A 26900-nucleotide genomic window follows, 5' to 3' on the forward strand; every position below is an offset into this window, starting at 1 on the left:
TTAGCAGATACTTGATAAAATGCTATAATCTTGCTTTAAATTTTTTAAAGGTTTTTTTATGGCTGCTGATGATCAAGAGAAAACAGAAGAACCCACATCCAAGAAAATAGAAGATGCGCGACAAGAAGGAAATGTCCCAAAAAGCCAAGATGCATCTGCTGTGGCTGTACTTATTATAGCTGTGGTTGTGGTGTTGTTTATGATGCCTTTTATAGGTGAGAGAATTAGCGGTTTATATCGTTTTTATCAAAGTTTTATAGGCATTGAAATTGATTTAAAGATTTTACAAAAAATCATTATAAAAACTATGATAGAGATGTTTATTATGGTATTGCCCATTACTTTAGTAATTATGGTAGCGGGTGTGCTTGGAAATCTAATGCAGTTTGGTTTTATTTTTACTACTAAGCCCATTACTCCAAATTTTAATAAAATTAATCCTATTAACGGGCTTAAAAATCTTTTTTCTTTAAAAAAGATTATTGAAGCTTTGAAAATTATACTTAAAGTCGGTGTTGTATTTGGTATAGCTTTTGTTTTTTTATTGCAATTTATGAAAGAACTTCCTAGAGTAGAACTTTATACGATTTATCCACAACTTTTATGGCTTAGGGATAAAGCTATTATACTTGCAGCTATTGTTATTATAGCTTTTTTGATTATAGGGCTTTTAGATGTACTTTTGGTAAGGTATCAATACTTTAAAAACTTACGCATGAGTAAGCAAGAGGTTAAAGATGAATTTAAACAAAGCGAGGGAGATCCTTTGGTAAAAGGAAGAATTCGTCGTTTGCAAATGGAAGCAGCAAGGCGTAGAATGGTGCAAGATGTTGCTAGTGCTGATGTTGTGATTACTAACCCTACCCACTATGCGGTTGCTTTGCGTTATGATAGTTCCAAAGAAGCTGCACCAAAAGTTTTAGCTAAAGGAGTGGATTTTTTAGCTTTGCGTATTAAAGATATGGCATATGAATACAATGTTATGATTTACGAAAATCCTCCTTTAGCTAGAGAACTTTATAAAGCTTGCGAGGTAAATGATCTTATTCCACCAGAGCTTTTTAAAGCAGTGGCAGAGGTTTTAAGCTTTGTTTATACTTCCAATAGACAAAAATTTGCCGATAGATTAAAATAAATTTAGCTTTTTAATTAAGCTTATAATGGTCATAGTTATAGAAAGGGTGTAAATACCTAAAAGTGCTATGCGGTGGGATTTAAGATTGATTTTTTCCATGATTTTTATACCAAGATAAACTCCTAGCATAGAGCTAAATCCTACTAAGCTTCCATTTTGTAACACTTCTTTATCAATGATGTCATTATATACAAAAGAACTAATTCCTGAAATTGAAGCAAATATTACAAAAAATAAACTAAGTGGCACTACTTTTTTAGTATCATAGCCTAAAAAATAAGCTAAAATAGGGGTAATTAAAAGCCCACCACCAATTCCTAAAGATATAGCAAAAATTCCTGTAAATACGCCACAAATTAGCAAAATAGAATTTTTTAAGATATTAGAGTGGTTAATGTTTCCAATGGTGCTTTTTTGATTAAAAGCAAATTTTAAGAAGAATACAATACTCACGCATAGAAAAATACTTGTTAAGGTTATATCTGAAAAATACGAGAGTAAAAGCCCGCTAAACATCGCACCTAAAAAGCCTCCAAAGCCTATGATAAGTCCATCTTTTAAGATTAAATTTTTCTTTTTATAGTTTAAATAGGAACCAAAAATAGAAGCAAAAATCATTTGTACAACAGAAATTGCAACAGCATGATGAGAGCTAAGTCCTAAAGTAAGCATGAAAGGAACGATAATCATACCACCACCTATGCCAAAAACCCCTGAAGCCATACCTGAAAAAATTCCTATAATCATATAAGGAAGTAAAGTTAAATCCATAATTTATAAACCTTTAAATAAAAAATATTGTAACAAAATAAAATTTATTTATCTTTAGAAAATATAATCATAGTCGATTTATGATGATTATAAAGATTTTTTGGAGTTAATATGAAATTTTGTAAAAAATGCGTTATGCCAGATACTAAGCCTGATTTGCATTTTAATGATGAGGGAATTTGTGATGCGTGTTGCTCGCAAGAAGCTAAAAATCATGAGATAAATTGGCAAGAGCGTGAAAAAGAATTTCTAGAACTCGTTAAAAAATATAAAAAACATCCTGTGTATGATTGTGTGATAGGAGTAAGTGGTGGTAAGGATTCTACCTTTCAAGTTTTAAAATGTCTTGAACTTGGACTTAATCCTTTGTGTGTTTGTTTTGAACCAAGTATTCCTACTAAAATAGGTAAAAAAAATTTAAAAAATTTAAACAATCTTGGTGTTGATTTAATCCATATCAAAAGAAATCCTTTGGTGTATAAAAAATTGGCCCGCGAAGCTTTTATAAGAACGGGTGATAATGAATGGCAAAACCATTTGGGGATTTTTACATGTGTTCCAAAAGTAGCTGTTGCTTTTGGTATTCCTTTGATTATTTGGGGGGAAAGTCCGCAGATTGAGTATGGTGGGCCAGCTAGCTCTAAAGAAAAAAACACTTTAGGTAGAGAGTGGCTTGAAGAATTTGGCGGACTTTTGGGTAATAGAATTTCTGATATGATTGGTGTTGATGGTATTAGAGAAAAGGATTTATATTTTTATACTTATCCAAGTGATGAAGAGCTTCAAAGAGTAGGAGTTACAGGGTTATTTTTGGGATATTATTTTAAATGGGATTATAAGTATAATTTAAAAATATCTAAAGAAAATGGCTTTAAAGCTAGTACAAAACCAGTTGAAACTACTTATGAGAATTTTGAAAATTTAGATTGTTATTCAAATCATGTGCATGATTATTTAAAATACTGCAAATATGGTTTTGGAAGAGCTACGGATAATGCGTGCTTGGATATAAGACTTGGCTATATTAGCCGTGAAGAGGGCGTGAGACTTGTAAATAAATATGATGGAAAGCCACCTAAAAAGGCTATTAAGAAGTATTTGGAATTTAGTGGTTTTAGTGAAAAAGAATTTGAAAAAATTGTCGATTCTTATACTAATAAAAAGATATTTAAACGCGATGAAAATGGTAAATTCTTAAGAGATAGTGATGGATCATTGATAAAAAAAGATGAGTTTGTTTTGAAATGATTTGTATTGTTGATTATCATCTTGGAAATTTTAAATCTGTTTTGAAAGCTTTTGAAAAACTTAATCAAGAAGTGATTATAAGTTCTAAAAAAGAAGATATAAAAAATGCCTCTAAATTAGTTTTACCAGGCGTTGGATCTTTTAAACAAGGTATGGAAAATTTAAAAAAACTTGCACTAGATGAGCTTTTAAAAGAATGTGTTTTAAAAGATAAAAAGCCTATTTTGGGGATTTGTCTTGGTATGCAACTTTTTGCTAGTAAGGGATATGAGGGCGGAGAGTGCGAAGGGCTTGATTTTATAAAAGCAAAGGTTTTGAAATTTGATTTAAGTAAAGAAAAATTATTGCATAGTGGTTGGGATGATTTACAATTTAGTGATAAAAAAAGCAAGCTATTTGATGGAATTTTAGAAAAAAGTGATTTTTATTTTGTGCATTCTTATTATGTAGAGTGTTTAGAAAGTGTGGAAACTTCTTTTTGTGAGTATGAAAAACCTTTTTGTGCAAGTTTTGAAAAAGATAATATTTTTGCTGTGCAATTTCACCCTGAAAAAAGCCAAAATGTAGGTTTGAAACTTTTGGAAAATTTTGCAAATTTAAAGGCCTAGTATGCTTAAAACAAGAATTATACCTTGCGTGTTATTAAAAGATCATCAGCTTGTAAAAAGTATCAATTTTTCTTCTTTTAGAACTATAGGGCATGTAATAAGCACAGCTAGGATATATAATGCTAGAAATGTTGATGAGCTTATAGTTTTGGATATCAATAAAAATGGTGTTATAGATTTTGAAAGCTTAGAAGATATAGCTAATGAATGCTTTATGCCTTTAACTATTGGAGGTGGGATTAGAACTTTAGAAGATATTAGAAAAGTGTTAGATATAGGTGCTGATAAAATTAGTATTAATTCTATGGCTTTGCAAGATCCAGATTTTGTCAAAAAGGTGGCAAATACTTTTGGAAGCTCTTGTGTAGTATGCTCGATTGATGTAAAAAAAGACAAAAATAAATTTAAAGTTTTTAATAATGAAATTTTAGATATTGATCCGCTAGAACTTGCATTAAAATACGAATCTTTAGGAGCAGGGGAGATACTTTTAACAAGTGTTGATAAAGAAGGAAGTTCTTTGGGGTATGATTGGGAATTACTAGAGTATTTCAAAGGTAAATTAAAAATTCCACTCATTATCAATGGAGGACTTTCTAAGCCTCAAGATGGGGTAAAAGCCATACAACTTGGTGCAAATGCATTGGCTGGTGCTTATATATTTCATTTTAGTCAATATACTCCAAATGATGTTAAAAATGAGCTTTTAAAAAATGATATCCCCGTGAGGATTGTTTAAATTTACAAAATAAAAATTATTATCTTCTTTAATAACTTCAAAACCATGTTTTAAATATAAATTTAAAGCTTTTGTATTTTCTTTGAAAACATATGCGTTTAAAGTTTGAACTTTTAAAACATTGAAAGCATAGTTTTTAACTTCTTGCATTAAAAGCTCACCTACGCCTTTTTTTATACCATAAAGCCCAAATTCACAGGATAATTTTATGATATTATTAAAATATATTACTCCCAGTTTCTCGTTATTTTTTATCAACAAAAAATATTTTTTATTTTTGTTTTTGTTTAGTTCTTTTAAAAATATTAAGTGATTTTTATAATTTATATTTTTTGTTTTCATAAATTTAGAGATATTTGGAGAATTTCTTATATAAAAAATTTCCTTTTTTTCTTCTTTTGTAAGATTAGTAAAATTTTTATAAAAAATCACTTTATAACCTTTACACTTTTAAACACTTCAGCATATTGAAGACCAACTCTCATTCCTTGGTATTGTGCATTTATTTTTATTCCCTCTAAGCTTCTTGGATGGGGATAATTTCTTAGTTCTGATTGATAAAAAGACATAGCTTTTAGCTTCAAATCAAGCGTCTCACTAATATCAAAAAATACATCAGGTTGAAAGCTTAATGGATAGTTCCATTCTGTACTCGAAAGAATTTCAAAACTATAAATTTCTTTAACACTTTCTTCTTGTAGAGATCTTGTAGCAGTAATTGTTGCTTTGTATGTAATTTGATGGTCTATATTGAGATCTTTTTCATAATGTGTGAAAATTATATTTGGTTTAATTTCATTTTTAACTTCTTCTATGCTCTTGACTATTTCTAATAATGGTATTTTATCAAAAGCATTATCAGGAAAAAACTTTCTAAAAACTTTTTTAATGCCTAAAAGATTATTTGCTTTAAATAACTCATCTTCTAAAATTTCTTGTTCATTTTCACTATTTATCTCTCTGCTTGTTTTACCTTCTCCAAGTATTAAAGTATAAGCTTCATATCCTTCTTGAATATATTTTGCTATAGTTCCAAAGCATCCTAAAACTTCATCATCTGGGTGAGCTGCTATAATTAAAATTTTGTTATTTTTCATAAAATATTACCTCTGCTTTTATTTTATTATTGTGTTTTTTTGCGTTTTGAAAAACCATTTTTATATTTTCAAATTCCAAAAAAGCTTTTGGATAATCAATGGCATCAAGCATGCGTATAAAATCATATATTTTTATCAAATTTGGATTTTCGAGTGTATTGATATTGCTTTGTTCTTTTGTTCTTCTTTTGAAAATTACTACTTTCCCTTTTTGTATGCGAGGGTTGATTTTTGTATGTAAAATTCTTGGTATTAGTTTAAAGAATATGATTTTTGAGATTTTTTCATAAATTCGTTGTGCATTTGAAATTTTAAAACTAATATTGTGTTTTAGATATATTTCTCCACCATCTAATGTATCACAAGCTTTTAAAGCACAAATTTTGCTTTTATATACCCCTCTTATGATTAAATTTTGTAAAGGTGAACCTCCTCTTCCAAATGGTAAATTTCCAAGGTGGAAAATAATACATTGATAGTTATTGTAAATTTCTTGAGGTATATAGAAAGACCAATGCGGGAAGAATATATAATCTGGGTTTATTTTTGTTATTTTTTCTAAAGTAAGATCGTCTTTTTTTGTTATGAGGTAAAAAGTATATGTTTTATATAATTCTTTTAGTTTATAAAAATTATTAATATTGTGCTCTCTAAGAGTTGCTATGATTATATTCAAACTGCAACTCCATATATTTGATTAAATATATTTAAGTTGTTACCCCCCCCCATGTATGCAAAAGACAAATTTACAAAATAAAAATTATTATCTTCTTTAATAACTTCAAAACCATGTTTTAAATATAAATTCAAAGCTTTTGTGTTTTCTTTAAAAACACATGCGTTTAAAGTTTGAACTTTTAAAACATTGAAAGTATAGTTTTTAACTTCTTGCATTAAAAGCTCACCTACGCCTTTTTTTATACCATAAAGCCCAAATTCACAAGAAAGTTTAGTAATATTGATAAAATCAATCACGCCTATGATATTTTTATCATCATATACTAAAAAATATTTTTTAGTTGCGTTTGTTTTTAAGCTAGATAAAAAGTTTAAATGTTCTTCTAGGCTAATATTTTGCGTTTTCATAAATTTAGCAATGCTTTTATCGTTACGCCATTTTAAAACAAGTTTGATTTCTTCTTGAGTCAAATGGATAAAATCTTTTAAAATTATCATATAAAATTCTCCACTTCATAGCCTTTTTTAGCAAGCCATGTAGCAAGTTTTTCTTGATTTTTAGTATAAGCTATGGCTTTAAAATTTGCTTTTAAAATTAAAGCTTCATTTACCAATGAGCTTGCGCTAATGATGAGTTTTTTGCTTTCATTCATCAATCTTGCAAGATTAGGTTGGTCAATGAGAATTTGTATATTAGGGTTTTTTTGGCTTAATTTTCGAAGTGAGTTTAGATGAGAATTTGCTTTTGTGGTAGCTATGATGATAGCTTTATTTTTATTTAGTTTATTTGCTATATCAAAGGAAATATTTTTTGGATCACTTCCTCCTATACAGATAAAATAATCATAAATTTTTTCTCTTTTTATCTTGCTTTCTTGGTAAAATTCATCGCGTATTAGAGCATAGGAAAAGCCACATCTTAATTCACAATATTTTGGCACTAAATTCTCATAATCACTTTCTTTAGCATAAGCATTAACATTTAGTAAAATGTCGCAAAAATGTTCTTTTATCTCATCATCAAAACTTAGAATTTTAACCCCTGTTTCTAGCTTGATGAGTTTTTCATCATCTGCAGTAATTTCATAATGATCAATAATCAAAAGATCAAAATTTTCTTTTTTGATGAGATTGATTAGCTCATATACACTAGCACTTGTTAGCTCATATACAGGATAAGGAATTTCATCTATCAAAGAACCTTCTAGAGCTAAACATGCAAAAGATACATCATGATATTGCTTAGCTAACAAAAGATCTCTTTTGATATGTCCGTGTCCTATGGTGCTAGAACTATCACTTCTAAAAAGAACTTTCATTTGATTTTATGTCCATATCCTCTTTGTATAATGGTTTCTTGTAGTGGAAGTATATTTTTATGTAAAATTTGTTCATGAGTATCAATATGGGCTATAATTAATTCAAGCCAATCAATATGTTCTTTTATCCATAGTAGAGATTTATTATATACATCATCTTCATTTGTAGGGTTTAAAACATAAATTTTCGCAAGATTAAGTTCAAACTGCATGAGTAGGGGATATAAAATTTCATATAATTCTTGTATATTACTTTTATTTTCAATGCTTGATTTAATCTCATTGATATATTCTACTATAATATTTAAATCTTCTTTGGTATGAATTTGTTGATAGGATTGTTTTAAACCTACTAGTTGATCTTTAAGATTTTTATTTAAATTTTGGCAGTGTGAAATGCTTTTTTTGACTTTGATATATGCCTTAAGCATTAATTCATTTTGTTTGTTTAAAGTTGGATTTTCTAGTGAGATAAAAGGCTTTTTTAATTCTTTTGTTAATAATTTTTCACATATTTGTTTAAAAGGTTTTTCTATGGTTCCTGCAATTCTAGCACCACCTTCAGTGCAATTATAAACAATAACATTGCATTGATTGAAACGAACAATATCACTTTCGAAATTTTGGCGGAATAAAGTCCAAGCAAAAGAGCTTTGAACTTTACCTTTACCACCATAGGCTTCGCATTCATATTTTCCATAATCTTGTTTATAAATTTTATTGTTTATAGGATAAATATGGCCATTTGAGTGCGAATGTCCAGTATTGCTATAAGCTAGATCTTGTCCAATTAAAATAATATTTTTATGTCCAAGATCAAACGCTAGATTGGATGCCATGTTTGCAACACTCCATCCGGTTGCAAGATAACCATAAGAATGCAATTGTATAAAATAAATAAAATTAGCACCTGTGGAAGAAACTAGTAAGTAATTTCTATTGTTGCTATCAAGATACTTCATTGTATTAGGATGAGCGTATGATTTTATAACAAATGTTACATCTTTATCAAAATTACCAAAATCATTATTAAAAAATTCACTAGTTAAAGCTATTCTTTCTAAAGATAAAACATAATCAGGCTTGATGTTATGTTTAGCTAAGATAGGGTAAGCACTATCTGTGCAAAAAATAGTGGCTTTACTAGTGTATTGTTTTAACAACAGAAGTTGTTTGGAAAGACTTGGTCCGGTTGAAACAATGATTGCTGTATCACTTAGATTTTTTCTTTTTTGTAAAAGCTCTTTATAATTTGGATGGGTTAACATTTTAGGAAGATTATAGGTAAATTGTTCTATACCTTGAAGTGCATCAAAAGGTGAGTTGCCATATGCTAACATAGCTTTTTTAAGGTATTCTGACATATTGTTATTAATTTTTAATATATCATCATGATATCTTTCATAATAATCAGAATGTAGTTCTAAAAAATATGTTCTTGCAAAATTAAGCATAGGTTGTTGTTTGCACATTAGCTCATAATCAATTGTATTTAAAGTATTTGTATCAGCTATTACCAATTTAGCTTCTTGCAATTCTTTGCTAAAATCCATCACGCTAAAAGCACTATGGATAATTTCTAAGTCTTTTTCAAAAACAATAATAATCTTATGATGGGGATTTTGCAAAAGAGCTTTATATAAAATTCCATTTCCAAACCCATAAAAATATAATACAGGGTATAGACGATATTTTTCATTATAAATTTTTAACATAGCATTTAATTCATCTAAAGGGTTTTTATAAATTAGAGTATTATCTTGAGTATTTAAAAAATTTATATCTAAGCTATCATTACCTTGAATAATCTTGTATTTTGATTTTTTAATAGCTGATAAAGTTTCACTTAATTTTGTTTTTATGCTTTTGATGTTTTTTTGTAGCATAATATTTCCTCATTATATAACTAAAATTACTTTATTATACTTTAAATTTAAAAAGAAAAAACTTATATTATATAAAATAGAAATTAAAAATCAAGAAACTATAGAATTTATAGTTTCTATTGTTGAAATCTATATAGTATTTTAGCAAATTCTAAGTCTTCAAAAGTGTCAATATCGCAAATTTTATTTCTTGGAAGTAAAAAAGCTTTAGAATGAGATTTAAACATAAAATCTTCTTCTAGCCACGCTTCTTTTTTGCCAAAATAAAATGCACCACCATCATGGTAAGCTTTAGTAAGATCTTGTGAGCGTTTATCATAATTTGACTCATTAAACATGTAAACTTTATTTTGATCATCAAGGTAAAAACCTCTTTGTATAGGGTATTCAAATTCACAAGCTGAAAATAAAAATTTACATTCTTCTTGACTAAATTGTTCAAAAGCTTCTTTTAAGATAAACTCATCTATAAGTGGAGCAGTTGCGTATAAGCAACACACATTTTCATAGATTTTACCTTGTTTTTCTAGAGTGATGATGGCATCTTGTATTACAGCGGTTGAACTTGCATAATCATCACTTAGTTCTTTTTTACGCACAAAAGGAGCCTTAGCACCATACTTTAAAGCCACTTCTATGATCTCATAATCATCACTTGAAATAATTACATCATCAAAAATACCTGAATTTAAAGCACTTTCTATGCTATAAGCAATCAATGGTTTTCCCAAAAAATCAATAATATTTTTTCTAGGAATACGCTTAGAACCACCGCGTGCAGGGATAATACAAAGATTTTTCATGATTTCTCTTTAAATTTATAAAAAAGTAAGTATAATTGAATTTTTATTTTAAAAGGCTTAATATGCTCATAAATCAAACTTATTTCATAGACTCTTGTGATGATGTAGAATTAAATATAAAAAGAGAAAGTAAATTAGAATTTCAACTTATATATGATGATACAAAAGAAATTCAAGCTATAATGTGTATCATTCAAGGACTTGGTGCTGATATAAGAGATCCTGTTTTAAAATTTAATATGGAGTATTTTGCATCAAAATATAATGTAGCAGTTTTGAGTGTAAATTATCATGGTATAGGTAATCGTCCTCAAACTGGAGCACAATGGTATTTAGATGATATTGATAAACTTATTTTTGATGCAAGCTTAAAAGCTATTGACATAGAAATTCCTTATGATATATCAAAACTTAATACTTTTGAAGAATTTCATCCTGCTATGGAATATCTTAATAAAGAAATTCAAAAAAAGAAAGACGCTTGGGATTTTGATAGAGATTATTATTTAGATTTAAGTGTGAGCTTAAAACTTACAAATGATGAATATCAAAATTATGGTATTATGCAAACAATTGATATGATAAATACTTTGCTTTATGTAAAAGCGAATATTTTTAAAAATAAAGATTTAAAAACCATTGTAGTAGGGGTTTCACATGGTGCTTATATGGGTATATTATCTGCAAAGATAGCTCCGTGGACTATAGATGCAATTATTGATAATTCTTCCCATGTGACGCTTGATGGAGATGCTTGGAGATATATAGGTTTTGGAAAAGAAGTTGATTATACTGAGTATTTTTGCTTTGGAACCTTTCACTATTTTAATAATATTAGACTTTGTGCTTCTGAAAAAACACTATGGACTACAAACAAACAATCCCCTTATTATTTTTCGCCTGCTAGAAAACTTATTAGAGAAACACTAAATAAAGATCATATAAATATACAAGCAAAATATCCAAATCCAAAATATATTGCTTATCATTCTAAATTTGATGAATATATTCCTTTAGAAGAAAAAGAAGAATATGTTAATATCTTAAAAGAACATGGACTTGATGTTGAATTTATAAAAATTATAGATGAAAAACAAATAGATGGTAAGTTTATTAAAAATCTAACTCACGGTATGGGTATACCTATGAAATTACTTATTAAAAAACACTTACCACAAATTTTACAAGAACCTTTAAAAGATAAAACTTGTAAAAAAGAAATCTCATATAAGTGTGATGATTTAATATATACTTTTAAAGAGGAAAATGAGCAGATATTACTTGATGTGCAAAAATTAAACTAAAAGATGCAAGAAAGGAAAGAAATGAAAAATTTTTTTAACTCATTACAAGATAAAGAATTTATTTTTGCGCCACAATGCTATAAAACATGCAATGGTGGATGCTGTCATAATATTCACGCACAATATTTTAAATTTAATAAATCTAGTGCGGTGATATTACCTATGCTTGAAGTTGAATATCTTTCGCTAAAGCAAGCCGGTAATACATATTTAGAAAATGGAAAAGTCAATACCTTTACTTTAAAAAATGGAAAAAAAATCAATGCTTATTTTGCAAAATGTGATTTAAATGGACTTTGTAATCCTCATAGTCTTAGACCTTTGATATGCAAGCTTTATCCTTATTATCCTCAGGTTGATTATGATGGAAATTTTTTAGGGGTTAAACCTTGCGCGTTATTTGATATTTTTTATAAAGATGCCCAAAAGCATTATTGTACTATAACCCATAGAAAAAATGATGAGTTTTTAAAGGAATTTGAGCAAAGCACACAGGTATTAAGAAAGGAACCTATAATGATATTTGTGTTTAAGGTGCTTGAAGTAGTAGAAGAAACTCTTAAGCAGTATACTTATGATCATTATGGAAAAGTAATTTATCTTGAAGAATTAACACATGAAGAAAAATTTGATTTTTTTGCTTTTCAAGAGATTAATTCTATGACTATGCAAGCATATAGAAATGAAAAATTTATTGACAAAATTCAAGATATATATGATAATTTAGAAATGCGATATCAAGAGCATTTTACAAAGTATTTTAATGATTAGAGAAAATTATGCTTAAAAATGAAACTTATTTTATAGACTCTTGTGATGATGTAGAGTTAAATATAAAAAGAGAAAGTAAATTAGAATATAGAATTACTTATGATGATAGTAAGCAAATGAAAGCTATCGTTTTTATCATAGGAGCGTATGGTTCTAATGTTGATTTATCAATCATTGATTTTGACAGGCAATTTATAGCTAAAAAATTTGATGTAGTGGCTGTAAGTGTTTTATATCATTGTTTTAGCTGTAGAATAAATAGCAAGGATAAAAAATACAGTGCTACTTTTTCGTATGATGAAAGAGATGTAGCTTATTTCAAGGAGCAATTAAATAAACATGGTATTGCTTTTTCTGGCGAAATTAATCAAGAAAACATACAAAAACAAATTGTTTCTTTAGAATCTATGCTTGATTTTTATAGATTAAAAAATATGATAGGTGATGATTATGAGTTTCATTTAACTTCAACTTTGCTACCATCAAATAACGAATATCAAAATTATGGAATTATGGCAGCTATCGATCATATCAATGCTTTAAAAGATATAATGAAAAATTATCCTCAATTTAAATCTTTACCTAAAATTTATGGAGGAGGATCATACGGAGGTTATTTAGCGCTAATGTGTGCTAAAATAGCTCCTTGGTATGTTGATGGAGTTATAGATAATTCAGGCGAAGCAACATTAATTTTAGGTTGTATTATAGGAAAAGATTTAAATTTTCACGATATATATTATAACTATAAGAGTTTTCTTATAGGATGTTTTATAAAAACATATTGGAATTCTGATAAAAATTCTCCTTATTGTTTTAAAGATGAGTATTTTCTTGTTAGAACTTTATTGAATAAAGAACATTTAATTTTACAAGTGCAAAAAAATAAAAATATAGTTTATATAAGCTATCATAGCTCTAATGATTTATTAACTTCTTATAAAAATAAAATTTGTTTGATAGAGTTGTTAAAAGCCTTAAATTATGAAGTAGATTTTCATCTAATAGATGAAAAAGATATAGATGGTAAATTTATTAAAAATTTAGATCATGGGGGTGGAATAACAGTCAAAGCTTTATTTGGTAGGGAATTACCAAAAATGCTTGAAAAATTTAAGGATAAAAATTTTACCCTAAGAGAAGATAGTATAAGTTATCCTTGCAAGGATAAGGTTTTTACTTTTAAAGATAAAGGTAATAAATTTGTGCTTGAGATTATATAACTTCCTCAAGCATATTTTTAATCGTAGAAAAATCCTCAAAATTATCCGGAGTGATATATTTAGCATCTAAATTTTTTCCTATAAATTTTTCGATTTCAAGTATTAATTTCATCATATCAATACTATCAATAATATCATCATCCACTAAATTACGACTATTTTCATTTATATCACTTCTGTTGATTGCATTAAACATTTTTTGAATATCTTCAAAGTTAATATTCACATCTAGCTCCTTATTTTTTAGTTATAATAATACTTAAAAAATGCAAATATAAGGCTTAACATGCTCATAAATCAAACTTATTTTATAGACTCTTGTGATGATGTAGAATTAAATATAAAAAGAGAAAGTAAATTAGAATATAGAATTACTTATGATGATAGTAAGCAAATGAAAGCTATTGTTTTTATCATAGGTGGATTTGGGGCAAATGCTAATATATCTTTTTTAGATTTTGATAGAGAATATCTTGCTAAAAAATTTAATATTATTGTTGTAAATGTTTTTTATCATTGCTTTAGTGCTAGGCCTTCTATAGATGAGAAATATAATCCGATTTTTATGCCAAATGAAAAAGATTGGGAAAGTTTTTGTGAAATAGCAAAAATTTGCGATATGGAAATTTATGACCATGAAAAAAGCAATTTTAAAAATTGTATAAGAAAACTTGATGAAAGATCTAAACAAATAAAACATGAAGGAAGACTGAAAAAAGATTTTTTGATAAATCTTTCTTGTGATTTTGTATTGCCAAATAACGAATATCAAAATTATGGAATTATGGCAGCTATTGATCATATCAATGCTTTAAAAGATATAATGAAAAATTATCCTCAATTTAAATCTTTACCTAAAATTTACGGGGGAGGATCATACGGAGGTTATTTAGCGCTAATGTGTGCTAAAATAGCTCCTTGGTATGTAGATGGAGTGATAGATAATTCAGGAGTGACATTGCCTCATTTGTCTCATTTGTTAGGTAGAGAAAGTGAGTGCGGTGAATTTGCTATTAGAGGTGATAATTATATTTTATTATGTTTTGTAAAAAAATACTGGACTAGAGATGAAAGCTCTCCGTATTTTTTAAGTGATGATAATTATATGATAAGGGTTCTTTTGAACTCAAAGCATCTAAGTTTGCAAAATGAAAAAAATCAAAATACAATATTTATCAGTTATCATAGCGCAAAAGATGAGGGAGCTCCAGTGGAACATAAGAGTAATTTTTATGAATTTTGCAAACAACTTGGATTTGATGCAACTTTGCATATTGTTAAAGATGAGAATGATGTAGATGGTAGATATATAAAGAGCTTAGAGCACGGTTTGAGAATGACAGATAGGGCTTTATTTAAAAAAGAATTACCTATATTGCTTGAAAAACTAAAAAATAAAACATTTAATATGAGAGAAAATAGCATATCTTATCCTTGCAAAGATAAGATATTTACTTTTAAAGATTTCAAAGATCGATTTGAGCTTAAAATTACACGACTTTGATAAAACTTTGAAGTTTATCAAAATTTATTTTTAGGCTACATGCATTAAGGGTGATACCTGTTCCAAAGCTTCCAAGGAAAATTTGTTTATCCCCCCCCCAGTATATGAAGCTAATTCTAGAGGTAATTTATTTATAGTAGTGTTTCCATAGTTTTTAAGAATATTATCTTGGATAAAATTTAAATTTAGTCTCTCATATAGTTTTTGTTTTGAAAAATTATCAGAAGAGTGGATAAAAAATTCATCGAAATTAGTTTTTTCTAGATTGAAATGTTCAAAAAATTCTTGAAAAAATGTTGGATAGTTTTGCATAATAAAAGAAAAAGTCAAATTGTTGTTGACTTTCAAAATATTCAGACTATCTAATCTAAGTCCACCATAGGGTAAAGTTTCTTCTACACATTGAGTAGAAAAAACTTTTTGAGAAAAACAGCTTTTTTCTTTAGAATTGGTATTTTTTTCTATTAAAATCGCACTTGCACTATCGCTATTATTTAAAAAGGTAATTTTATCTTTTTGAGCGTCAATCGCTTTACTTTTTACACTGGCGCATATTAAAACAGCTTTTTTTATACTTGGTTGATTTAAAGCCAAAAACACTTGAAGTAAACTCTGTAAAAATCCAGGGCAAAAGCCTAATACATCTAAGCATAAAGTATGGCTACTTAAATTTAAATTTTTGTGGATTAAACTAGTGCAAGCTGGTGCTAAATAATCCGGTGTAAAGCTTGTAAAAACTAGTAGATCAATTTCATCTTTTTTGAGTATATCTTTTGAGAAAAGCTCCTCTAATGCTTGTGTTGCTAAATCACTCGAGTATGTTGACTCATCGCTTACGAAATGATTAAAAATTCCTGAATTTTCTTGTAAAAGTTGATATTTTCTTTCATTTATATTGCAAAGCTTTAATTCATCTTCTTTGTGGAGTGGATTTTTAGGTAGAACAATACTAATAGCTTTAATAGAATGATTAGTAGTTTTTAAATTCATTGCATTGCTTGCTCTATCATTTTTTTGATATTTTCAAAACTTTCAAAATTTTCAGCTATAATAAACTCTGCTTTTAGGGGTTTTTTATAGTGCTTTTCTATTTCAGCTACCAAAGCCATGATGTCAATACTATCTATTATGTCATCGCTAAGCAAATTTTGCATAGTTTCATTTATATCACTTCTGTCTATTTTGTTAAAAAAATTTTGAATTTGTTGCATTTCATTCCTTTGGAATTGTTATTTTTATATTATTGCTTAAAAATAAAATTATTTCAAGATGGTTTATTTCATAAAATGAAATATCATATATCATATTGTTTATTTTTACTTTAGCTTTAGGAGTAAGATTTCCATTATCCATTGCTCTTAAAAATCTTTCCATAGTTAAGATGTTCCAAGATATATCTAAAATACCATTATTAGGTAGTTGACTTATTTTGTGAATATCCCCCCCCCTAACCACAGAAATAATTTTTGGCTGAGGAAAAGAATTTTTTATATTCTTTAAACATTCCTCAAAAGATTTGATGGCTAAATTTTGCTGCATTTGGAGTAGTTTTATAGCTGTTAATGAGTTGTTTATTTTTATCTCTTTTTGCAAGATGATATCTCCTGTATCTATAGTACAATCAACCTTATGCCAAGTGATTCCTGTTATATTTTCTTGGTTCCATATAGCCCATATATGTGCATTTCTTCCTTTGTATTTTGGAAGTAGTGAATTATGATAGTTAATGATGAAATTTGATTCAACACATTTTTTTTGAAAAATATAAAAATTATTCACACTTAAAATAAGAGAGTTAGATATTTTCTCAAAGAAAACATCCAATTCGTTTTTATTTTTTAGTGTGATAAGTAACACTTCTTGTTTGAAAAAATTGTGTGCTATTTTTAAGCACTCCTTAGCTATTCTACCTTCGCCTATCAAATAAATTTTCTTAAAGTTCATGAAAATTCCTATAGAATCTGATTTCTGTTTTATTAAATTTGAAATTAGATTTTTTATAAAACTTTATAGCTTTTGTATTATTAATATCAACATATAGTTTATAAAATTTTGCTTTTGTGTTTTCTAAGAAGAAGTGATTTAACAAGGCAAATGCTACATTTTTGTATTTGAGGTTTGGTTTTACCGCAATATAATCCAAGATAGCATTGTTTAAAATATTGGAATATAACAATACTCCGCATATTTTGCCATTTTCTTTATAGTATAAAATATTATTAATATGTTTTTTGAAATTATTTTTTTGATAAAAAAGATTAAATTCGTATTCAAAGTTATTATTTAAAAAGTCATAACATTCTGCAGTTTCATCAATGGTTGGTTTTTTTATGAAATCAAATTCAATAGGTATTAAATTTTCATTCTTTAGTATCATTTGTTTAAACACCTGAAAACACTTGAAATTATTAAGCTTTAGAAATAATTGATGTTTTTCAAAATATTTTTCTTGATTTCCGATAAGTCTTATAAAAGATGGTTTTAAGTTGTACTGTTTTATTTCATTAATGAAGTAAAACAAAAGTTTTTTATTTAGAAAAAAGAAACTATTATTTTCTTGTTGGAAAAAATAATTATTATTAATTGCATGTTTTAAAAAACTTTCTTTGTATTCATAGCAATTATGTAATAAAAAACCATTATCATGTGTTTGTGAAAAATTCTTAAACAAATTTACTCAAAACCTTCCTGTCAATTTTCCCATTCGCATTTAAAGTAAATTGTTTTATTTTAACAAATTTTTTAGGTATCATGTAAACAGGGAGTTTGTCTTTTAAAAAGTTTTTAAAATCTAACTCTTCCTTACTTTCATAAAAGCAAATAATTTCTTCTTTAAAAATACAAGCGCAATTTCTTACATTCTCATGAGAATTGATAATACTTTCTATCTCTCCAAGTTCTATGCGATGACCCATATATTTGATTTGATGATCTATCCGTCCATAACATAAAAGTTCACCAAATTCATTATAAGCTACCACATCACCTGTTTTATAAAGCAAGTCTAGGTAATTATCATGCAAAGGATTTTGCATAAAAGCTTGCTTTGTTTTTTCTTTATCGTTGTAATAGCCTAAAGAAAGACAAGTTCCTCTTACATAAAGCTCGCCTTTAACTCCCACTTGACTTGAAGTAATTAAATTTAAATTCTCATCAAAGACTAAAAGTTGGGTATTTTTACATGCTTTTCCTATAGGCAAAAGCTCATCATCGCTAAATTGCCTATCAACTATGTAAAAAGAGCATACATCGGTAATTTCAGTAGGTCCGTAAAGATTAGCAAATAAAGCACTAGGAAGGTATTTGCGCCAAATGTTGAGTTGTTTATTTGGCATGATTTCACCACAAAAAAGAATTTTATTTAAATGCCTTAGTGTAAAGGCTTCAAGAGCATTGGTATTAGCAAAATAAATCAACACTGAAGGTACCCAAAAAATTGTTGTTATTTTTTCTTGTTCTAGATACTCCAAAATTTTATTTGGAAAAGCAAAAAGATGATTAGGCAGTATATGAAGCGTAGCTCCCATTTTAACAGAGCTAAATATATCTAATATGCTATTATCAAAGTAAAATGGCGCTTGATTAGCAAGTATATCTTCATGGCTTAGCTTAAAAGTTTCACATACCCAAAAAGTATAATCAATCACACTTTTATGGCTTATGCTTACTCCTTTTGGAGTTCCTGTGCTTCCGCTTGTAAAAAAGACATAAAGTAAATTAGTATCTATGTGATTATCTAAAGCTTTTTCTAAAGCATTTTCATTTATAACAAAGCTTTCAAAATCTTCTGTGAAAATGGTATCAAGATTAAAATCTAAATTTAATTTTTTAGAAGTAATTAAAAGCTTTGGTTTTAAAACTTCTATAACTTTTTCTACACGCTCTTTGGGACTTTTTTCATCTAAAAGTGTATAAAAATTTCCACTTTTTGCTACACCAAAAAAAGAAAGCAGACAATCAATCCCTTTAGGAAGCATGATTAATATAGGATCTTGTGTACTTTTAGTAGGAAGTTTAGAAAGAATTTTACTTGCTATTTTTTTACTTAAATCATCAAATTCTTTATAGCTTATACTTCTACCATTAAACTCAACAAAAGCATTTTTACTTCCAAATTTAGCAACACTTTCTTGTAAAAAATCATTGATATGAATTGTCATTTTATTCCTTTAGCAAACAATAAGGGTTGTCCTTTAAAGCTTTTAATGTTTTTTCTAAATAGTTTTTCATGTTGATATTTATTATATGAGCATTGGAAAAATTTAAAATATTAAAATTATTATCATTTTTTAAAATAGCTACTTGTTTATCAACATCTAAATCTGAATTTTCATTCAATTTTCTAACATAGTATTTAATATTTTTTTGGAGTATTTTACCATCTTCATCAATAATTTTTCCACTAAAATTTTTAAAATATCTATATGGAACATGAGCTTTTTCTTCTATGAAATGACTAAAAGTGTACCCGGCTATTTTAGAGCCAAATAAAACTAATTTTCCATTTTCTTTTATTAAAACATCATACACACAATTTTCACCAAAACAACTTGTAGTGTCCTTTAAAAACAATTCTTCTTTGGCTCCTTTTATAGCAAAGGAAAATATAGGATCATTAGTGCGTTTTACTCCTGCTTGTTTGCGAAAATATTCATTTAAAGCACCCATTTTTGTAGGAGAATTTAATTTATCATAAACTTCATTTTTGCAAAAACTATAAGTAAATGTAGGCATGATTAAAGTACCTTCTTTACCTATAACTTCAAAAAAACAATCTAATATAGTTTGTAAAAATTCATTTCTAGGAAGTAAAGGAATACCAAATTTCATCAATTCACTATGTACACACAAAATATCACCTTTTTTAATACCAAGTTTTTTAAAAGCTTCTATTAAGTCTATATTGGAATATTTTTTATCATTGCATTTAAATATATATTTCATACTTTTTTCTTTGAATGTATTTTAATTAGTTATAATAGCATATAAATTATAATATCAAGAAAGAAAAATATGCTCATAAATCAAACCTATTTCATAGACTCTTGTAATGATGTAGAATTAAATATAAAAAGAGAAAGTAAATTAGAATATAGAATCACTTATGATGATAGTAAGCAAATGAAAGCTATTGTTTTTATCATAGGTGGGTATGGAGCTAATGCAAATATACATTTTCTAGAAAGTTATAGAAATTTTATAGCTAAAAAATTTGATGTAGTAGCTGTAAATGTATTTTATCATTGTTTTTGCCAAAGAGTTTCTGATGTGGACAAATATAGTGCAACTACTACTTTTATGGAAGATGATTTACCTTTTTTGAAAGAAGTTTTAGAAAATTTCAAAATTCAATCAAGTAAATTAGATACCAATAATGCTCATATACATTATGATTATTTGTATCATACCATTACTAATTTAAAAAATAATAAAATTTTAAATCAAGATTATAAAGCACATATTTATGGAAGTTTTATCCCACCTAACAATGAGTATAATAATTTTGCCATTATGCCTGCAATCGATCATATCAATGCTTTAAAAGATATAATGAAAAATTATCCTCAATTTAAATCTTTACCTAAAATTTACGGGGGGGGTCATATGGTGGCTTAGTGGCATTAATGTGTGCTAAAATAGCTCCTTGGTATGTAGATGGAGTAATAGAGAATTCAGGTGCTGCATTGCCTCCGTTAAATTATGTAATCGGAAAAGAAGTAAAAAGTTATGATTGTAAAGTTGGTAATGAAAATATAATAATTTATAGCACTATAAAAACTCATTGGACACGCAAAAACCCAAACTCACCTTATTATTTTGCTGATGAAAATTATTTAATAAGAGCTTTACTTAATAAAGATCATTTGATCTTACAAGCTCAAAAGAATAAAAATATTATTTATACAAGTTATCATAGCGCTAAAGATGACTTAACTTCAGCTGAATATAAAATTTCTATGATAGAAATTTTAAAAGCCTTAAATTATGAAGTAGATTTTCATCTAATAGATGAAAAAGATATAGATGGCAAATTTATTAAAAATTTAACTCATGGGTGTGGAATTCCTGATAAGGCATTATTTAATAAAGAATTACCTATTATGCTTGAAAAATTAAAAGATAAAACATTTAGTATGAAAAAAGATAGTATATCTTATCCTTGTAAAAATAAAGTTTTTACCTTTAAAGATGAAAATGATAAATTTGTTTTAGAGATTGTTTGATAAAATATATCTAAAACTAGCAAAGGCTTTTTAAATGTTAAAAAATGAAACTTATTTCATAGACTCTTGTGATGATGTAGAATTAAATATAAAAAGAGAAAGTAAATTAGAATTTAAATTAACTTATGATGATAGTAAAGAAATAGAGGCTATTGTTTGTGTTATAAATGGTATTGGCAGAGATATAAAAGATGATTTATATATAAGTGATTATTGTGCTAGAAATTATAATGTAGCAGTTTTAAATGTAAATTATCATTGTATAGGAAATCGTCCTCAAACTGGAGCAACATATTATTTAGATGATATCGACAAGCTTATTTTAGACACTAGTTTAAAAGCTATAAGTATTATTCCACCTTTTAATATTAATCATATTGATACTTTTGAAAAAATTAATCATTATTTAGAATATATAGATAATCAAATTTCTATTTTAAAATTAAAATGGATATTAGATGTTTCGTATATTTTAAAATTAAGTATAACTCTTCAACCTACCAAAAATGAATATCAAAATTTTGGCATCATGCAAGCAACAGATATACTAAATGCTCTTTTATATATTAGAAAAAATTCTCCTTTTAAAGCTATGGGGGGGGGTATAAAGCATATTTTAGTCGGATCGTCCCATGGAGGTTATTTAGCAAATTTATGTGCAAAAATAGCTCCTTGGCTTGTTGATATTGTAATAGATAATTCTTCTCATGTTAGTCTTACTAATTTATGGAGAGTTATAGGTTTTGGTAAAGAAGTTGATTTTACTAAATATTATAATTTTTTAACACCAAATACCTTTAATCATATAAAACTTTACGGTTATGAAAAAACACTATGGACTACAAACAAACAATCCCCTTATTATTTTTCACCTGCTAGAAAACTCATTAGAGAAACACTAAATAAAGATCATCTAAATATACAAGCAAAATATCCAAATCCAAAATATATTGCTTATCATTCTAAATTTGATGAATATGTTCCTTTAGAAGAAAAAGAAGAATATGTTAATATTTTAAAAGAACATGGACTTGATGTTGAATTTATAAAAGTTATAGATGAAAAACAAATAGATGGCAAATTTATTAAAGACTTAACTCATGGTATGGGTATACCTATAAAACTACTTATAAAAAAACACTTACCACAAATTTTACAAGAACCTTTAAAAGATAAAACTTGTAAAAAAGAAATCTCATATAAGTGTGATGATTTAATATATACTTTTAAAGAGGAAAATGAGCAGATTGTTTTAAGTGTGGAAAGGGTTTAAACAAATATTTGTTTAAACACCAGCTAAAGCTAAAAGATCGCTTACTTTTTCACATTTTTTAAGATCATCACCGCTAATTTGCTTGCCAAGTGAGTTTTTAAATAATACCATGATAGATACAAAAGCTAAGCTATCCCATTCATCAATATCATCTAAAATCATATTTTCTTTTAGTGTTTCATCCATATGCATAGCTTCGCTAATAGCTTCTAATAATTCTTCTTTAGTCATTTTTTTCTCCTTTATAAATTGAAATTGTATCAGTTTTAAAGTTTTTATCAAAATTTATATAAGCACTCCCCCAGGCATATCCAGCACCAAAAGCACTTAAAATGGCACTAAAATCATTTTTTTGCATTTCACAAAGTAAAGCAGGTAAAGAGCAAGCACTTAAATTAGCGTATTTTGACATCAAAAAATTTGGTGCTTTAGAGCTATCAATACCCAAGTCATTTATAATAGAATCAACTAAAAATTGATTGGATTGATGTAATAAAAAATAATCCACTTCATCTTTACTTTTTTCACAAAAATCAAGCATTTCTTTTATGCTTTGGCTCTCAAGATTAAGTGCTTGGTTAAAAATTTCAGCCCCATCCATGTAAAGATTATCTAAGCTCCTATGCTTATTGGTTTGAAATATTTCTTTATTGGAGATTTTACTCTCATCAAGTTTAGTAAAAGCTCTATTGGGTATGATGAGTTTGTCAAAACCTTCTCCATTAGAATAAAGCTTAAAAAACGATTTTTCATTTGCACTGCTTATGAGTGTTGCACTTACTCCATCGCCAAAGATTGGAGCTAAATTTGCATTTAAAGGGTTTATGGTTTTGCTTAAAGTATCACCACAAATTAATAAAATATTTTTTGTATTTTGATTTTCTAAAAAAGAAAAAGCTATAAATAAGCCGTATAAATACCCCGAACACGCTTGATTTACATCAAAAGCTATGGTTTGAGGTTTTAAATTTAATCGTTTGTGAAGATAGTTTGCGCATGATGGCATAAAAAAATCAGGAGTTTGTGTAACAAAAATCACCATATCAAGCTTATTTTTATCAAAATCAAGCATTTTAAATAAATTTATACTTGCTTCATAGGCTAAATCTGTTGTGCTAATATTTTCATCAGCGATAAATCTTTCTTGTATGCCTGAAATTTTTTTCATTCTTTTTAGCATTTTGACATCATTTTGAAAAACATCTTCTAAGCAATCATCTATATTTATACATTTATTAGGCACGCAAACACTTATGCCTGCTATTTTGGCTTTATTAAAATTAGCTTTCAATTATAAGTCCTTCGTAATTTATCATTTCTTTTTGGATTAGAGTAAAATTTTCTTTTATATTTGCATTTAAACTATATAAAAATTCTAAAAATGGCATATTTCTTTCGCCCTTTTGAAAGTATAAAATACATTCTTTTGTATTAAAATGCACATGTAATAACTCTATAGCCTTATATAACATAATTTTTTCAAGCTTTCTTCCTAAGGCTCTACAGCTTATACAAAGATCTTTTATGATTAAATTTGTTTCATCTTTATAAGCTAAAAAAATTGCTATAATACCACTATCACTTAATTTATCACTCATGCTTATAGTCAAAATAGCATGTTTTTGCATAAATTCTTCACATTCTTTTAAGCTTAATCTTGAGTAATTTGATATAAATTGATTAGTTTTATTAAGTAGTTGTGAAATTCTTTCAAGTTCATCTGCGTGGTTGATATGAAATTTCAAACAAATTTGTAATTTTTCAAAATACTCTTTAGGGCTAAGCTTGCTAAGTTCTTGTCTTTGTAAATTTGCTTTAATATCAGCACTTCTTAACTCATCTTCTTTGCTAAAGATTGTTTTTAAAAGTCTAGGATAGAGCTTTAAACTATAAGCACTATTTTCATCAGCTAGCAAGGTGTTAATATGAAGGTGTGATACATTTTCAATTTCGGCTATATTATCATCAATAAATAGCACACTATCAAAAGCTATATTAAAAAAATTTACAATTTCTTTAATATTTTCGTCTTTACTTTTCCAATTAGCCCTGATCATACTAAAATCATCAAGTTGTAATAAAAAGTCTTTTCTTTGTGAAAAAAGTTTTTTTACATCATCTTCTTCATTTTTTGAAGCGATGGCAAGTAAAAAACCTTGATTTTTTAAATTTAAAAGCTCACTTTGTAAGGCTTTATGATTGCTAGATAAAGTAAGATTTTCAATACCATCTTCGCCTAAAATTCCTTGGTATAAGGTATTATCAAGATCTATGATGATTGCTTTTAAAGCTGGTTGCAAGAAGCTAGGTAGGATTTTTAGTCCTAGAATTTGGGCTAATTTTACACAAGCTTTATTACTAAGTCTGCTTGCATTTATTTCAAAATTACTATCATCTATGATGAGATTTTCATCTAAAAAGGGCTTTAGTATTTTGCAAATACTATATTCTTTTAAGCTTGTATTACCAAGTAAAAGTGTGATGATAGGAGCGTTGCTAATGCTTGATAGCTCTTGTATTTTTTCTTTGATAAAATCATCTACATTTTTTTTATAATTGTTTAAATCTATAAATATGATGTTTAAATCTGCTTTTTGAAAATTATCATAACTTAAACTATCATCATAAGAGCTTATGTTAAATTCAGCCTTTAATTTACTAAAGGCTAAAAATGCATTTAGTATGCTTGAAATCACTTCAAAAGAGTGATTTCTAAAAACATTAATAGCAATTTTTTTATAATGATTTTCCTTGCTAAGTTTTATGAGATCATTTCTTTTTAAATTTGGTGAAAAAAGATTCATTTTAGCTCTACTAATTCTATTAATAAATTATTACTCATCATCACAAAGCAAAGTTTTGCAAAATAACTTGCTTTCATTATGTCAACAACCAACAAACCATCATTTAAAAGCAAAGATAAATCTTGCTCTATATTTTTGCTTTCATAAGCTATATGATACATTTTAGTTTTATTTTTCAAATAGTTATCTAAAACGCCTTTTTCATTTAAATTTGACAAAAGTTCAAAGCGATATTGGGGGAATAAGTTATTTTTTGGAATGATAAATTCTCCCTTTACCCCTTGTTGTTCGTCTATAAATTCAGCTTCTTTAATAAAACCTAGCTTTTCAAATATTTTTCTTTCTTTTTCTAAAGATTTACATGCTACACCTATATGGTGGATTGGTAAATTTAAATTCATTTTTCAAATACCACAGCCATAGTTATAGCATTTTTAAATTTTAAAGCTTTTTCTAAAGAATAGTCATTTGCCATAAAACATTCATATTGTTTTATTTTTAAATCTGCTTTTTTTGCCATTTCAAAAATTTCATTTGGATGTGTAAATAAGTATATATGATCAATTGCAGGTGCGTTGATAGGTATGGTTGCAAAAATTTCACCTTCATCGCTTAATAAGTCTTTTGCTCTTTTTAAAAATTCTAAAGGCTGTTCAACATGTTCTAAAACTTCTCCAATTACTATTAAATCAGCCTTTTTGTGAAATTGAAATTGAAAAAAATCTTTACATAAAAATTCACAATTATTAATTAAATTTTTAACTTGATTTTCCACCATATTTTTTGTCAATTCGCAACTAGTAGGGGATAAATCTAAACCTAAATAATAATCAAATTTCAAACTTTTAACAGCTTTAGTAAAAAATTCTCCATGTCCTGGGCCTATTTCAAAATAATTATCATGTTTGCTTTTTGATTGAAGATAATTTTCAAAATACTTTCTAACTTTTATATGAGCAATCCAAATATAAGATGAAAGCGCAAGCCCTATCATGTATTTTTTCATATAAGTTTCATTAAAATAGACTTTATCTTTTACTTCTTCAAAACTTTTATATCTATATGAGTTATTTTCTATGAAATATTTTGTTTCTTCTAAAGTGTCATTAAGTATAGTTAAATAGCATTCGCACTGCTCTTGTAAAGAAATATTGTTTTGAAGATAATATGAAATGAGATTTTCAAATTCTATTTCATCTTCATTTGTTAGACTGATTTTATTTAAATATTTTGCGTGAATTGGATTTTTTATAGCTATTAACTCAAATAAGTTTTTAATATTTTTCATTTTTTACCTTTGATTTGATAGCTTGCAAAAGTTCATTTTGTGATTTTAGCTGACTTAATTCATCTTTGCTAAATTTGATTTCAAATTCTTCTTCTAAGCTCATGATTATATCAATATGATTTAAAGAAGTCCAATTTTTGCAATTTTGTATGCTTAAATTTGAATTTTCATCAACTTTTACTTCTAATATATTTTCTAAAATTTCATAAAATTTATTTTCCATTT

At 27.1% G+C, this 26900-nt stretch carries 30 protein-coding genes and 1 pseudogene; 10 read left to right on the forward strand and 21 right to left on the reverse strand.

Features of this window, described 5'->3' with window-relative positions; genetic code table 11:
- Window positions 1-58: 58 nt before the first annotated feature.
- Window positions 59-1135 carry a flagellar biosynthesis protein FlhB gene (flhB, locus tag L8V85_RS01150; protein WP_133319972.1) on the forward strand — a complete coding sequence of 359 codons (1077 nt, stop codon included), beginning with the start codon at window positions 59-61 and terminating at the stop codon, window positions 1133-1135.
- Here the strand turns inward: flhB and L8V85_RS01155 are convergent.
- Window positions 1127-1906 (reverse strand): sulfite exporter TauE/SafE family protein, encoded by a 780-nt coding sequence (locus L8V85_RS01155; protein WP_133319971.1) that lies wholly within the window; start codon window positions 1904-1906, stop codon window positions 1127-1129. The two genes, flhB and L8V85_RS01155, sit on opposite strands and share 9 nt — an antisense overlap.
- Before the next feature lie 111 nt (window positions 1907-2017).
- Here L8V85_RS01155 and L8V85_RS01160 point away from each other — a divergent pair, with 111 nt between their 5' ends.
- From L8V85_RS01160 to L8V85_RS01170, 3 genes are read left to right on the forward strand one after another with little or no spacing between them, the layout of a single operon-like run.
- Entirely contained in the window at window positions 2018-3154 is a 1137-nt protein-coding gene (locus L8V85_RS01160; RefSeq protein ID WP_263737295.1) for an N-acetyl sugar amidotransferase, read from the forward strand.
- Window positions 3151-3762: an imidazole glycerol phosphate synthase subunit HisH gene (gene hisH, locus L8V85_RS01165; protein WP_133319969.1), complete on the forward strand. Its 612-nt coding sequence runs from the start codon at window positions 3151-3153 to the stop codon at window positions 3760-3762. Before L8V85_RS01160 ends, hisH begins: the two co-directional genes overlap by 4 nt.
- A 1-nt stretch (window position 3763) precedes the next feature.
- Window positions 3764-4501: a HisA/HisF-related TIM barrel protein gene (locus L8V85_RS01170; protein WP_263661742.1), complete on the forward strand. Its 738-nt coding sequence runs from the start codon at window positions 3764-3766 to the stop codon at window positions 4499-4501.
- Here L8V85_RS01170 and pseH (L8V85_RS01175) read toward each other — a convergent pair.
- The 7 genes from pseH (L8V85_RS01175) to pseF form a co-directional block, all read right to left on the reverse strand.
- Entirely contained in the window at window positions 4469-4933 is a 465-nt protein-coding gene (gene pseH, locus L8V85_RS01175; RefSeq protein WP_263737296.1) for a UDP-4-amino-4,6-dideoxy-N-acetyl-beta-L-altrosamine N-acetyltransferase, read from the reverse strand. The two genes, L8V85_RS01170 and pseH (L8V85_RS01175), sit on opposite strands and share 33 nt — an antisense overlap.
- Window positions 4930-5598 (reverse strand): PIG-L deacetylase family protein, encoded by a 669-nt coding sequence (locus L8V85_RS01180; protein WP_263737297.1) that lies wholly within the window; start codon window positions 5596-5598, stop codon window positions 4930-4932. The genes pseH (L8V85_RS01175) and L8V85_RS01180 overlap by 4 nt, the downstream gene beginning before the upstream one ends.
- Complete coding sequence (locus tag L8V85_RS01185; RefSeq protein ID WP_258108356.1) at window positions 5588-6274, reverse strand: methionyl-tRNA formyltransferase; 687 nt, start codon at window positions 6272-6274, stop codon at window positions 5588-5590. Before L8V85_RS01185 ends, L8V85_RS01180 begins: the two co-directional genes overlap by 11 nt.
- Entirely contained in the window at window positions 6271-6774 is a 504-nt protein-coding gene (gene pseH / locus L8V85_RS01190; RefSeq protein WP_263737298.1) for a UDP-4-amino-4,6-dideoxy-N-acetyl-beta-L-altrosamine N-acetyltransferase, read from the reverse strand. The genes L8V85_RS01185 and pseH (L8V85_RS01190) overlap by 4 nt, the downstream gene beginning before the upstream one ends.
- Window positions 6771-7595, reverse strand: coding sequence for a UDP-2,4-diacetamido-2,4,6-trideoxy-beta-L-altropyranose hydrolase (gene pseG / locus L8V85_RS01195; RefSeq protein WP_263737299.1), 825 nt, complete (start codon window positions 7593-7595; stop codon window positions 6771-6773). The genes pseH (L8V85_RS01190) and pseG overlap by 4 nt, the downstream gene beginning before the upstream one ends.
- Window positions 7592-9481, reverse strand: a complete 1890-nt coding sequence (locus tag L8V85_RS01200; protein ID WP_263737300.1) for a motility associated factor glycosyltransferase family protein — start codon at window positions 9479-9481, stop codon at window positions 7592-7594. Before L8V85_RS01200 ends, pseG begins: the two co-directional genes overlap by 4 nt.
- A gap of 116 nt (window positions 9482-9597) precedes the next feature.
- Window positions 9598-10284 carry a pseudaminic acid cytidylyltransferase gene (gene pseF, locus L8V85_RS01205; protein ID WP_263737301.1) on the reverse strand — a complete coding sequence of 229 codons (687 nt, stop codon included), beginning with the start codon at window positions 10282-10284 and terminating at the stop codon, window positions 9598-9600.
- 62 nt (window positions 10285-10346) lie between these two features.
- On the opposite strand from pseF, the gene L8V85_RS01210 reads away from it, so the two are divergent.
- Genes L8V85_RS01210 through L8V85_RS01220 form a run of 3 tightly spaced genes read left to right on the forward strand, consistent with a single transcriptional unit; the run spans window position 10347 to window position 13582 of the window.
- The gene (locus L8V85_RS01210) at window positions 10347-11588 is read left to right on the forward strand and encodes a DUF2920 family protein (protein WP_263737302.1); all 1242 of its coding nucleotides are present in this window, start codon (window positions 10347-10349) and stop codon (window positions 11586-11588) included.
- A gap of 21 nt (window positions 11589-11609) precedes the next feature.
- Window positions 11610-12359, forward strand: coding sequence for a hypothetical protein (locus L8V85_RS01215; RefSeq protein ID WP_133319961.1), 750 nt, complete (start codon window positions 11610-11612; stop codon window positions 12357-12359).
- A gap of 8 nt (window positions 12360-12367) precedes the next feature.
- Complete coding sequence (locus L8V85_RS01220) at window positions 12368-13582, forward strand: DUF2920 family protein (RefSeq protein ID WP_263737303.1); 1215 nt, start codon at window positions 12368-12370, stop codon at window positions 13580-13582.
- On the opposite strand, the gene L8V85_RS01225 is transcribed toward L8V85_RS01220, so the two are convergent.
- On the reverse strand, window positions 13575-13808 hold the full coding sequence (locus L8V85_RS01225; protein ID WP_133319959.1) for an acyl carrier protein: 234 nt from the start codon (window positions 13806-13808) through the stop codon (window positions 13575-13577). The genes L8V85_RS01220 and L8V85_RS01225 overlap by 8 nt on opposite strands.
- Window positions 13809-13868: 60 nt before the next feature.
- Here L8V85_RS01225 and L8V85_RS01230 point away from each other — a divergent pair, with 60 nt between their 5' ends.
- A complete protein-coding gene (locus tag L8V85_RS01230) occupies window positions 13869-15086 on the forward strand; it encodes a DUF2920 family protein (RefSeq protein ID WP_263737304.1) in 1218 nt (405 codons plus the stop codon).
- Window positions 15087-15116: 30 nt separating this feature from the next.
- On the opposite strand, the gene L8V85_RS01235 is transcribed toward L8V85_RS01230, so the two are convergent.
- Genes L8V85_RS01235 through L8V85_RS01260 form a run of 6 tightly spaced genes read right to left on the reverse strand, consistent with a single transcriptional unit; the run spans window position 15117 to window position 20030 of the window.
- Window positions 15117-16076: a 3-oxoacyl-ACP synthase gene (locus tag L8V85_RS01235; RefSeq protein ID WP_263737305.1), complete on the reverse strand. Its 960-nt coding sequence runs from the start codon at window positions 16074-16076 to the stop codon at window positions 15117-15119.
- Window positions 16073-16297: an acyl carrier protein gene (locus tag L8V85_RS01240; protein ID WP_263737306.1), complete on the reverse strand. Its 225-nt coding sequence runs from the start codon at window positions 16295-16297 to the stop codon at window positions 16073-16075. Before L8V85_RS01240 ends, L8V85_RS01235 begins: the two co-directional genes overlap by 4 nt.
- Window position 16298: 1 nt before the next feature.
- The gene (locus L8V85_RS01245) at window positions 16299-17030 is read right to left on the reverse strand and encodes a formyltransferase family protein (RefSeq protein WP_263737307.1); all 732 of its coding nucleotides are present in this window, start codon (window positions 17028-17030) and stop codon (window positions 16299-16301) included.
- Window positions 17020-17757 carry a GNAT family N-acetyltransferase gene (locus L8V85_RS01250; RefSeq protein WP_263702369.1) on the reverse strand — a complete coding sequence of 246 codons (738 nt, stop codon included), beginning with the start codon at window positions 17755-17757 and terminating at the stop codon, window positions 17020-17022. The genes L8V85_RS01245 and L8V85_RS01250 overlap by 11 nt, the downstream gene beginning before the upstream one ends.
- The gene (locus L8V85_RS01255) at window positions 17750-19246 is read right to left on the reverse strand and encodes an amino acid adenylation domain-containing protein (RefSeq protein WP_263737308.1); all 1497 of its coding nucleotides are present in this window, start codon (window positions 19244-19246) and stop codon (window positions 17750-17752) included. Before L8V85_RS01255 ends, L8V85_RS01250 begins: the two co-directional genes overlap by 8 nt.
- Before the next feature lies 1 nt (window position 19247).
- Window positions 19248-20030: an AAC(3) family N-acetyltransferase gene (locus L8V85_RS01260; protein WP_263737309.1), complete on the reverse strand. Its 783-nt coding sequence runs from the start codon at window positions 20028-20030 to the stop codon at window positions 19248-19250.
- Window positions 20031-20099: 69 nt separating this feature from the next.
- Between L8V85_RS01260 and L8V85_RS01265 the strand changes: the two are divergent.
- Window positions 20100-21310: pseudogene (locus tag L8V85_RS01265) on the forward strand (DUF2920 family protein).
- A 34-nt stretch (window positions 21311-21344) separates the two neighbouring features.
- The gene (locus tag L8V85_RS01270) at window positions 21345-22583 is read left to right on the forward strand and encodes a DUF2920 family protein (protein WP_263737310.1); all 1239 of its coding nucleotides are present in this window, start codon (window positions 21345-21347) and stop codon (window positions 22581-22583) included.
- Window positions 22584-22595: 12 nt separating this feature from the next.
- On the opposite strand, the gene L8V85_RS01275 is transcribed toward L8V85_RS01270, so the two are convergent.
- From L8V85_RS01275 to L8V85_RS01300, 6 genes are read right to left on the reverse strand one after another with little or no spacing between them, the layout of a single operon-like run.
- Window positions 22596-22814: an acyl carrier protein gene (locus L8V85_RS01275; protein WP_263664915.1), complete on the reverse strand. Its 219-nt coding sequence runs from the start codon at window positions 22812-22814 to the stop codon at window positions 22596-22598.
- Window positions 22807-23874: a beta-ketoacyl-ACP synthase III gene (locus L8V85_RS01280; protein ID WP_263737311.1), complete on the reverse strand. Its 1068-nt coding sequence runs from the start codon at window positions 23872-23874 to the stop codon at window positions 22807-22809. Before L8V85_RS01280 ends, L8V85_RS01275 begins: the two co-directional genes overlap by 8 nt.
- A complete protein-coding gene (locus tag L8V85_RS01285; protein WP_263737312.1) occupies window positions 23864-25387 on the reverse strand; it encodes an HAD-IIIC family phosphatase in 1524 nt (507 codons plus the stop codon). The genes L8V85_RS01280 and L8V85_RS01285 overlap by 11 nt, the downstream gene beginning before the upstream one ends.
- A complete protein-coding gene (locus L8V85_RS01290) occupies window positions 25384-25788 on the reverse strand; it encodes a VOC family protein (RefSeq protein ID WP_263659255.1) in 405 nt (134 codons plus the stop codon). The genes L8V85_RS01285 and L8V85_RS01290 overlap by 4 nt, the downstream gene beginning before the upstream one ends.
- Window positions 25785-26675, reverse strand: coding sequence for a class I SAM-dependent methyltransferase (locus tag L8V85_RS01295; RefSeq protein ID WP_261530475.1), 891 nt, complete (start codon window positions 26673-26675; stop codon window positions 25785-25787). Before L8V85_RS01295 ends, L8V85_RS01290 begins: the two co-directional genes overlap by 4 nt.
- Window positions 26662-26898, reverse strand: a complete 237-nt coding sequence (locus L8V85_RS01300) for an acyl carrier protein (protein WP_263737313.1) — start codon at window positions 26896-26898, stop codon at window positions 26662-26664. Before L8V85_RS01300 ends, L8V85_RS01295 begins: the two co-directional genes overlap by 14 nt.
- Window positions 26899-26900 lie beyond the last annotated feature (2 nt).

Source organism: Campylobacter sp. IFREMER_LSEM_CL2090 (assembly GCF_025771865.1).
Classification (GTDB): Bacteria; Campylobacterota; Campylobacteria; order Campylobacterales; family Campylobacteraceae; genus Campylobacter_D; species Campylobacter_D lari_D.

Coding starts and splice junctions, on each gene's coding strand:
- L8V85_RS01255 (WP_263737308.1), bottom strand. CDS start 19,246: ATGACAATTCATATCAATGATTTTTTACAAGAAAGTGTTGCTAAATTT.
- L8V85_RS01170 (WP_263661742.1), top strand. CDS start 3,764: ATGCTTAAAACAAGAATTATACCTTGCGTGTTATTAAAAGATCATCAG.
- L8V85_RS01240 (WP_263737306.1), bottom strand. CDS start 16,297: ATGCAACAAATTCAAAATTTTTTTAACAAAATAGACAGAAGTGATATA.
- L8V85_RS01285 (WP_263737312.1), bottom strand. CDS start 25,387: ATGAATCTTTTTTCACCAAATTTAAAAAGAAATGATCTCATAAAACTT.
- pseG (WP_263737299.1), bottom strand. CDS start 7,595: ATGAAAGTTCTTTTTAGAAGTGATAGTTCTAGCACCATAGGACACGGA.
- flhB (WP_133319972.1), top strand. CDS start 59: ATGGCTGCTGATGATCAAGAGAAAACAGAAGAACCCACATCCAAGAAA.
- hisH (WP_133319969.1), top strand. CDS start 3,151: ATGATTTGTATTGTTGATTATCATCTTGGAAATTTTAAATCTGTTTTG.
- L8V85_RS01210 (WP_263737302.1), top strand. CDS start 10,347: ATGCTCATAAATCAAACTTATTTCATAGACTCTTGTGATGATGTAGAA.
- pseF (WP_263737301.1), bottom strand. CDS start 10,284: ATGAAAAATCTTTGTATTATCCCTGCACGCGGTGGTTCTAAGCGTATT.
- L8V85_RS01295 (WP_261530475.1), bottom strand. CDS start 26,675: ATGAAAAATATTAAAAACTTATTTGAGTTAATAGCTATAAAAAATCCA.
- L8V85_RS01300 (WP_263737313.1), bottom strand. CDS start 26,898: ATGGAAAATAAATTTTATGAAATTTTAGAAAATATATTAGAAGTAAAA.
- L8V85_RS01270 (WP_263737310.1), top strand. CDS start 21,345: ATGTTAAAAAATGAAACTTATTTCATAGACTCTTGTGATGATGTAGAA.
- L8V85_RS01290 (WP_263659255.1), bottom strand. CDS start 25,788: ATGAATTTAAATTTACCAATCCACCATATAGGTGTAGCATGTAAATCT.
- L8V85_RS01260 (WP_263737309.1), bottom strand. CDS start 20,030: ATGAAATATATATTTAAATGCAATGATAAAAAATATTCCAATATAGAC.
- L8V85_RS01200 (WP_263737300.1), bottom strand. CDS start 9,481: ATGCTACAAAAAAACATCAAAAGCATAAAAACAAAATTAAGTGAAACT.
- L8V85_RS01215 (WP_133319961.1), top strand. CDS start 11,610: ATGAAAAATTTTTTTAACTCATTACAAGATAAAGAATTTATTTTTGCG.
- L8V85_RS01180 (WP_263737297.1), bottom strand. CDS start 5,598: ATGAAAAATAACAAAATTTTAATTATAGCAGCTCACCCAGATGATGAA.
- L8V85_RS01220 (WP_263737303.1), top strand. CDS start 12,368: ATGCTTAAAAATGAAACTTATTTTATAGACTCTTGTGATGATGTAGAG.
- L8V85_RS01230 (WP_263737304.1), top strand. CDS start 13,869: ATGCTCATAAATCAAACTTATTTTATAGACTCTTGTGATGATGTAGAA.
- L8V85_RS01160 (WP_263737295.1), top strand. CDS start 2,018: ATGAAATTTTGTAAAAAATGCGTTATGCCAGATACTAAGCCTGATTTG.
- L8V85_RS01235 (WP_263737305.1), bottom strand. CDS start 16,076: ATGAATTTAAAAACTACTAATCATTCTATTAAAGCTATTAGTATTGTT.
- L8V85_RS01275 (WP_263664915.1), bottom strand. CDS start 22,814: ATGACTAAAGAAGAATTATTAGAAGCTATTAGCGAAGCTATGCATATG.
- L8V85_RS01245 (WP_263737307.1), bottom strand. CDS start 17,030: ATGAACTTTAAGAAAATTTATTTGATAGGCGAAGGTAGAATAGCTAAG.
- L8V85_RS01155 (WP_133319971.1), bottom strand. CDS start 1,906: ATGGATTTAACTTTACTTCCTTATATGATTATAGGAATTTTTTCAGGT.
- pseH (WP_263737298.1), bottom strand. CDS start 6,774: ATGATAATTTTAAAAGATTTTATCCATTTGACTCAAGAAGAAATCAAA.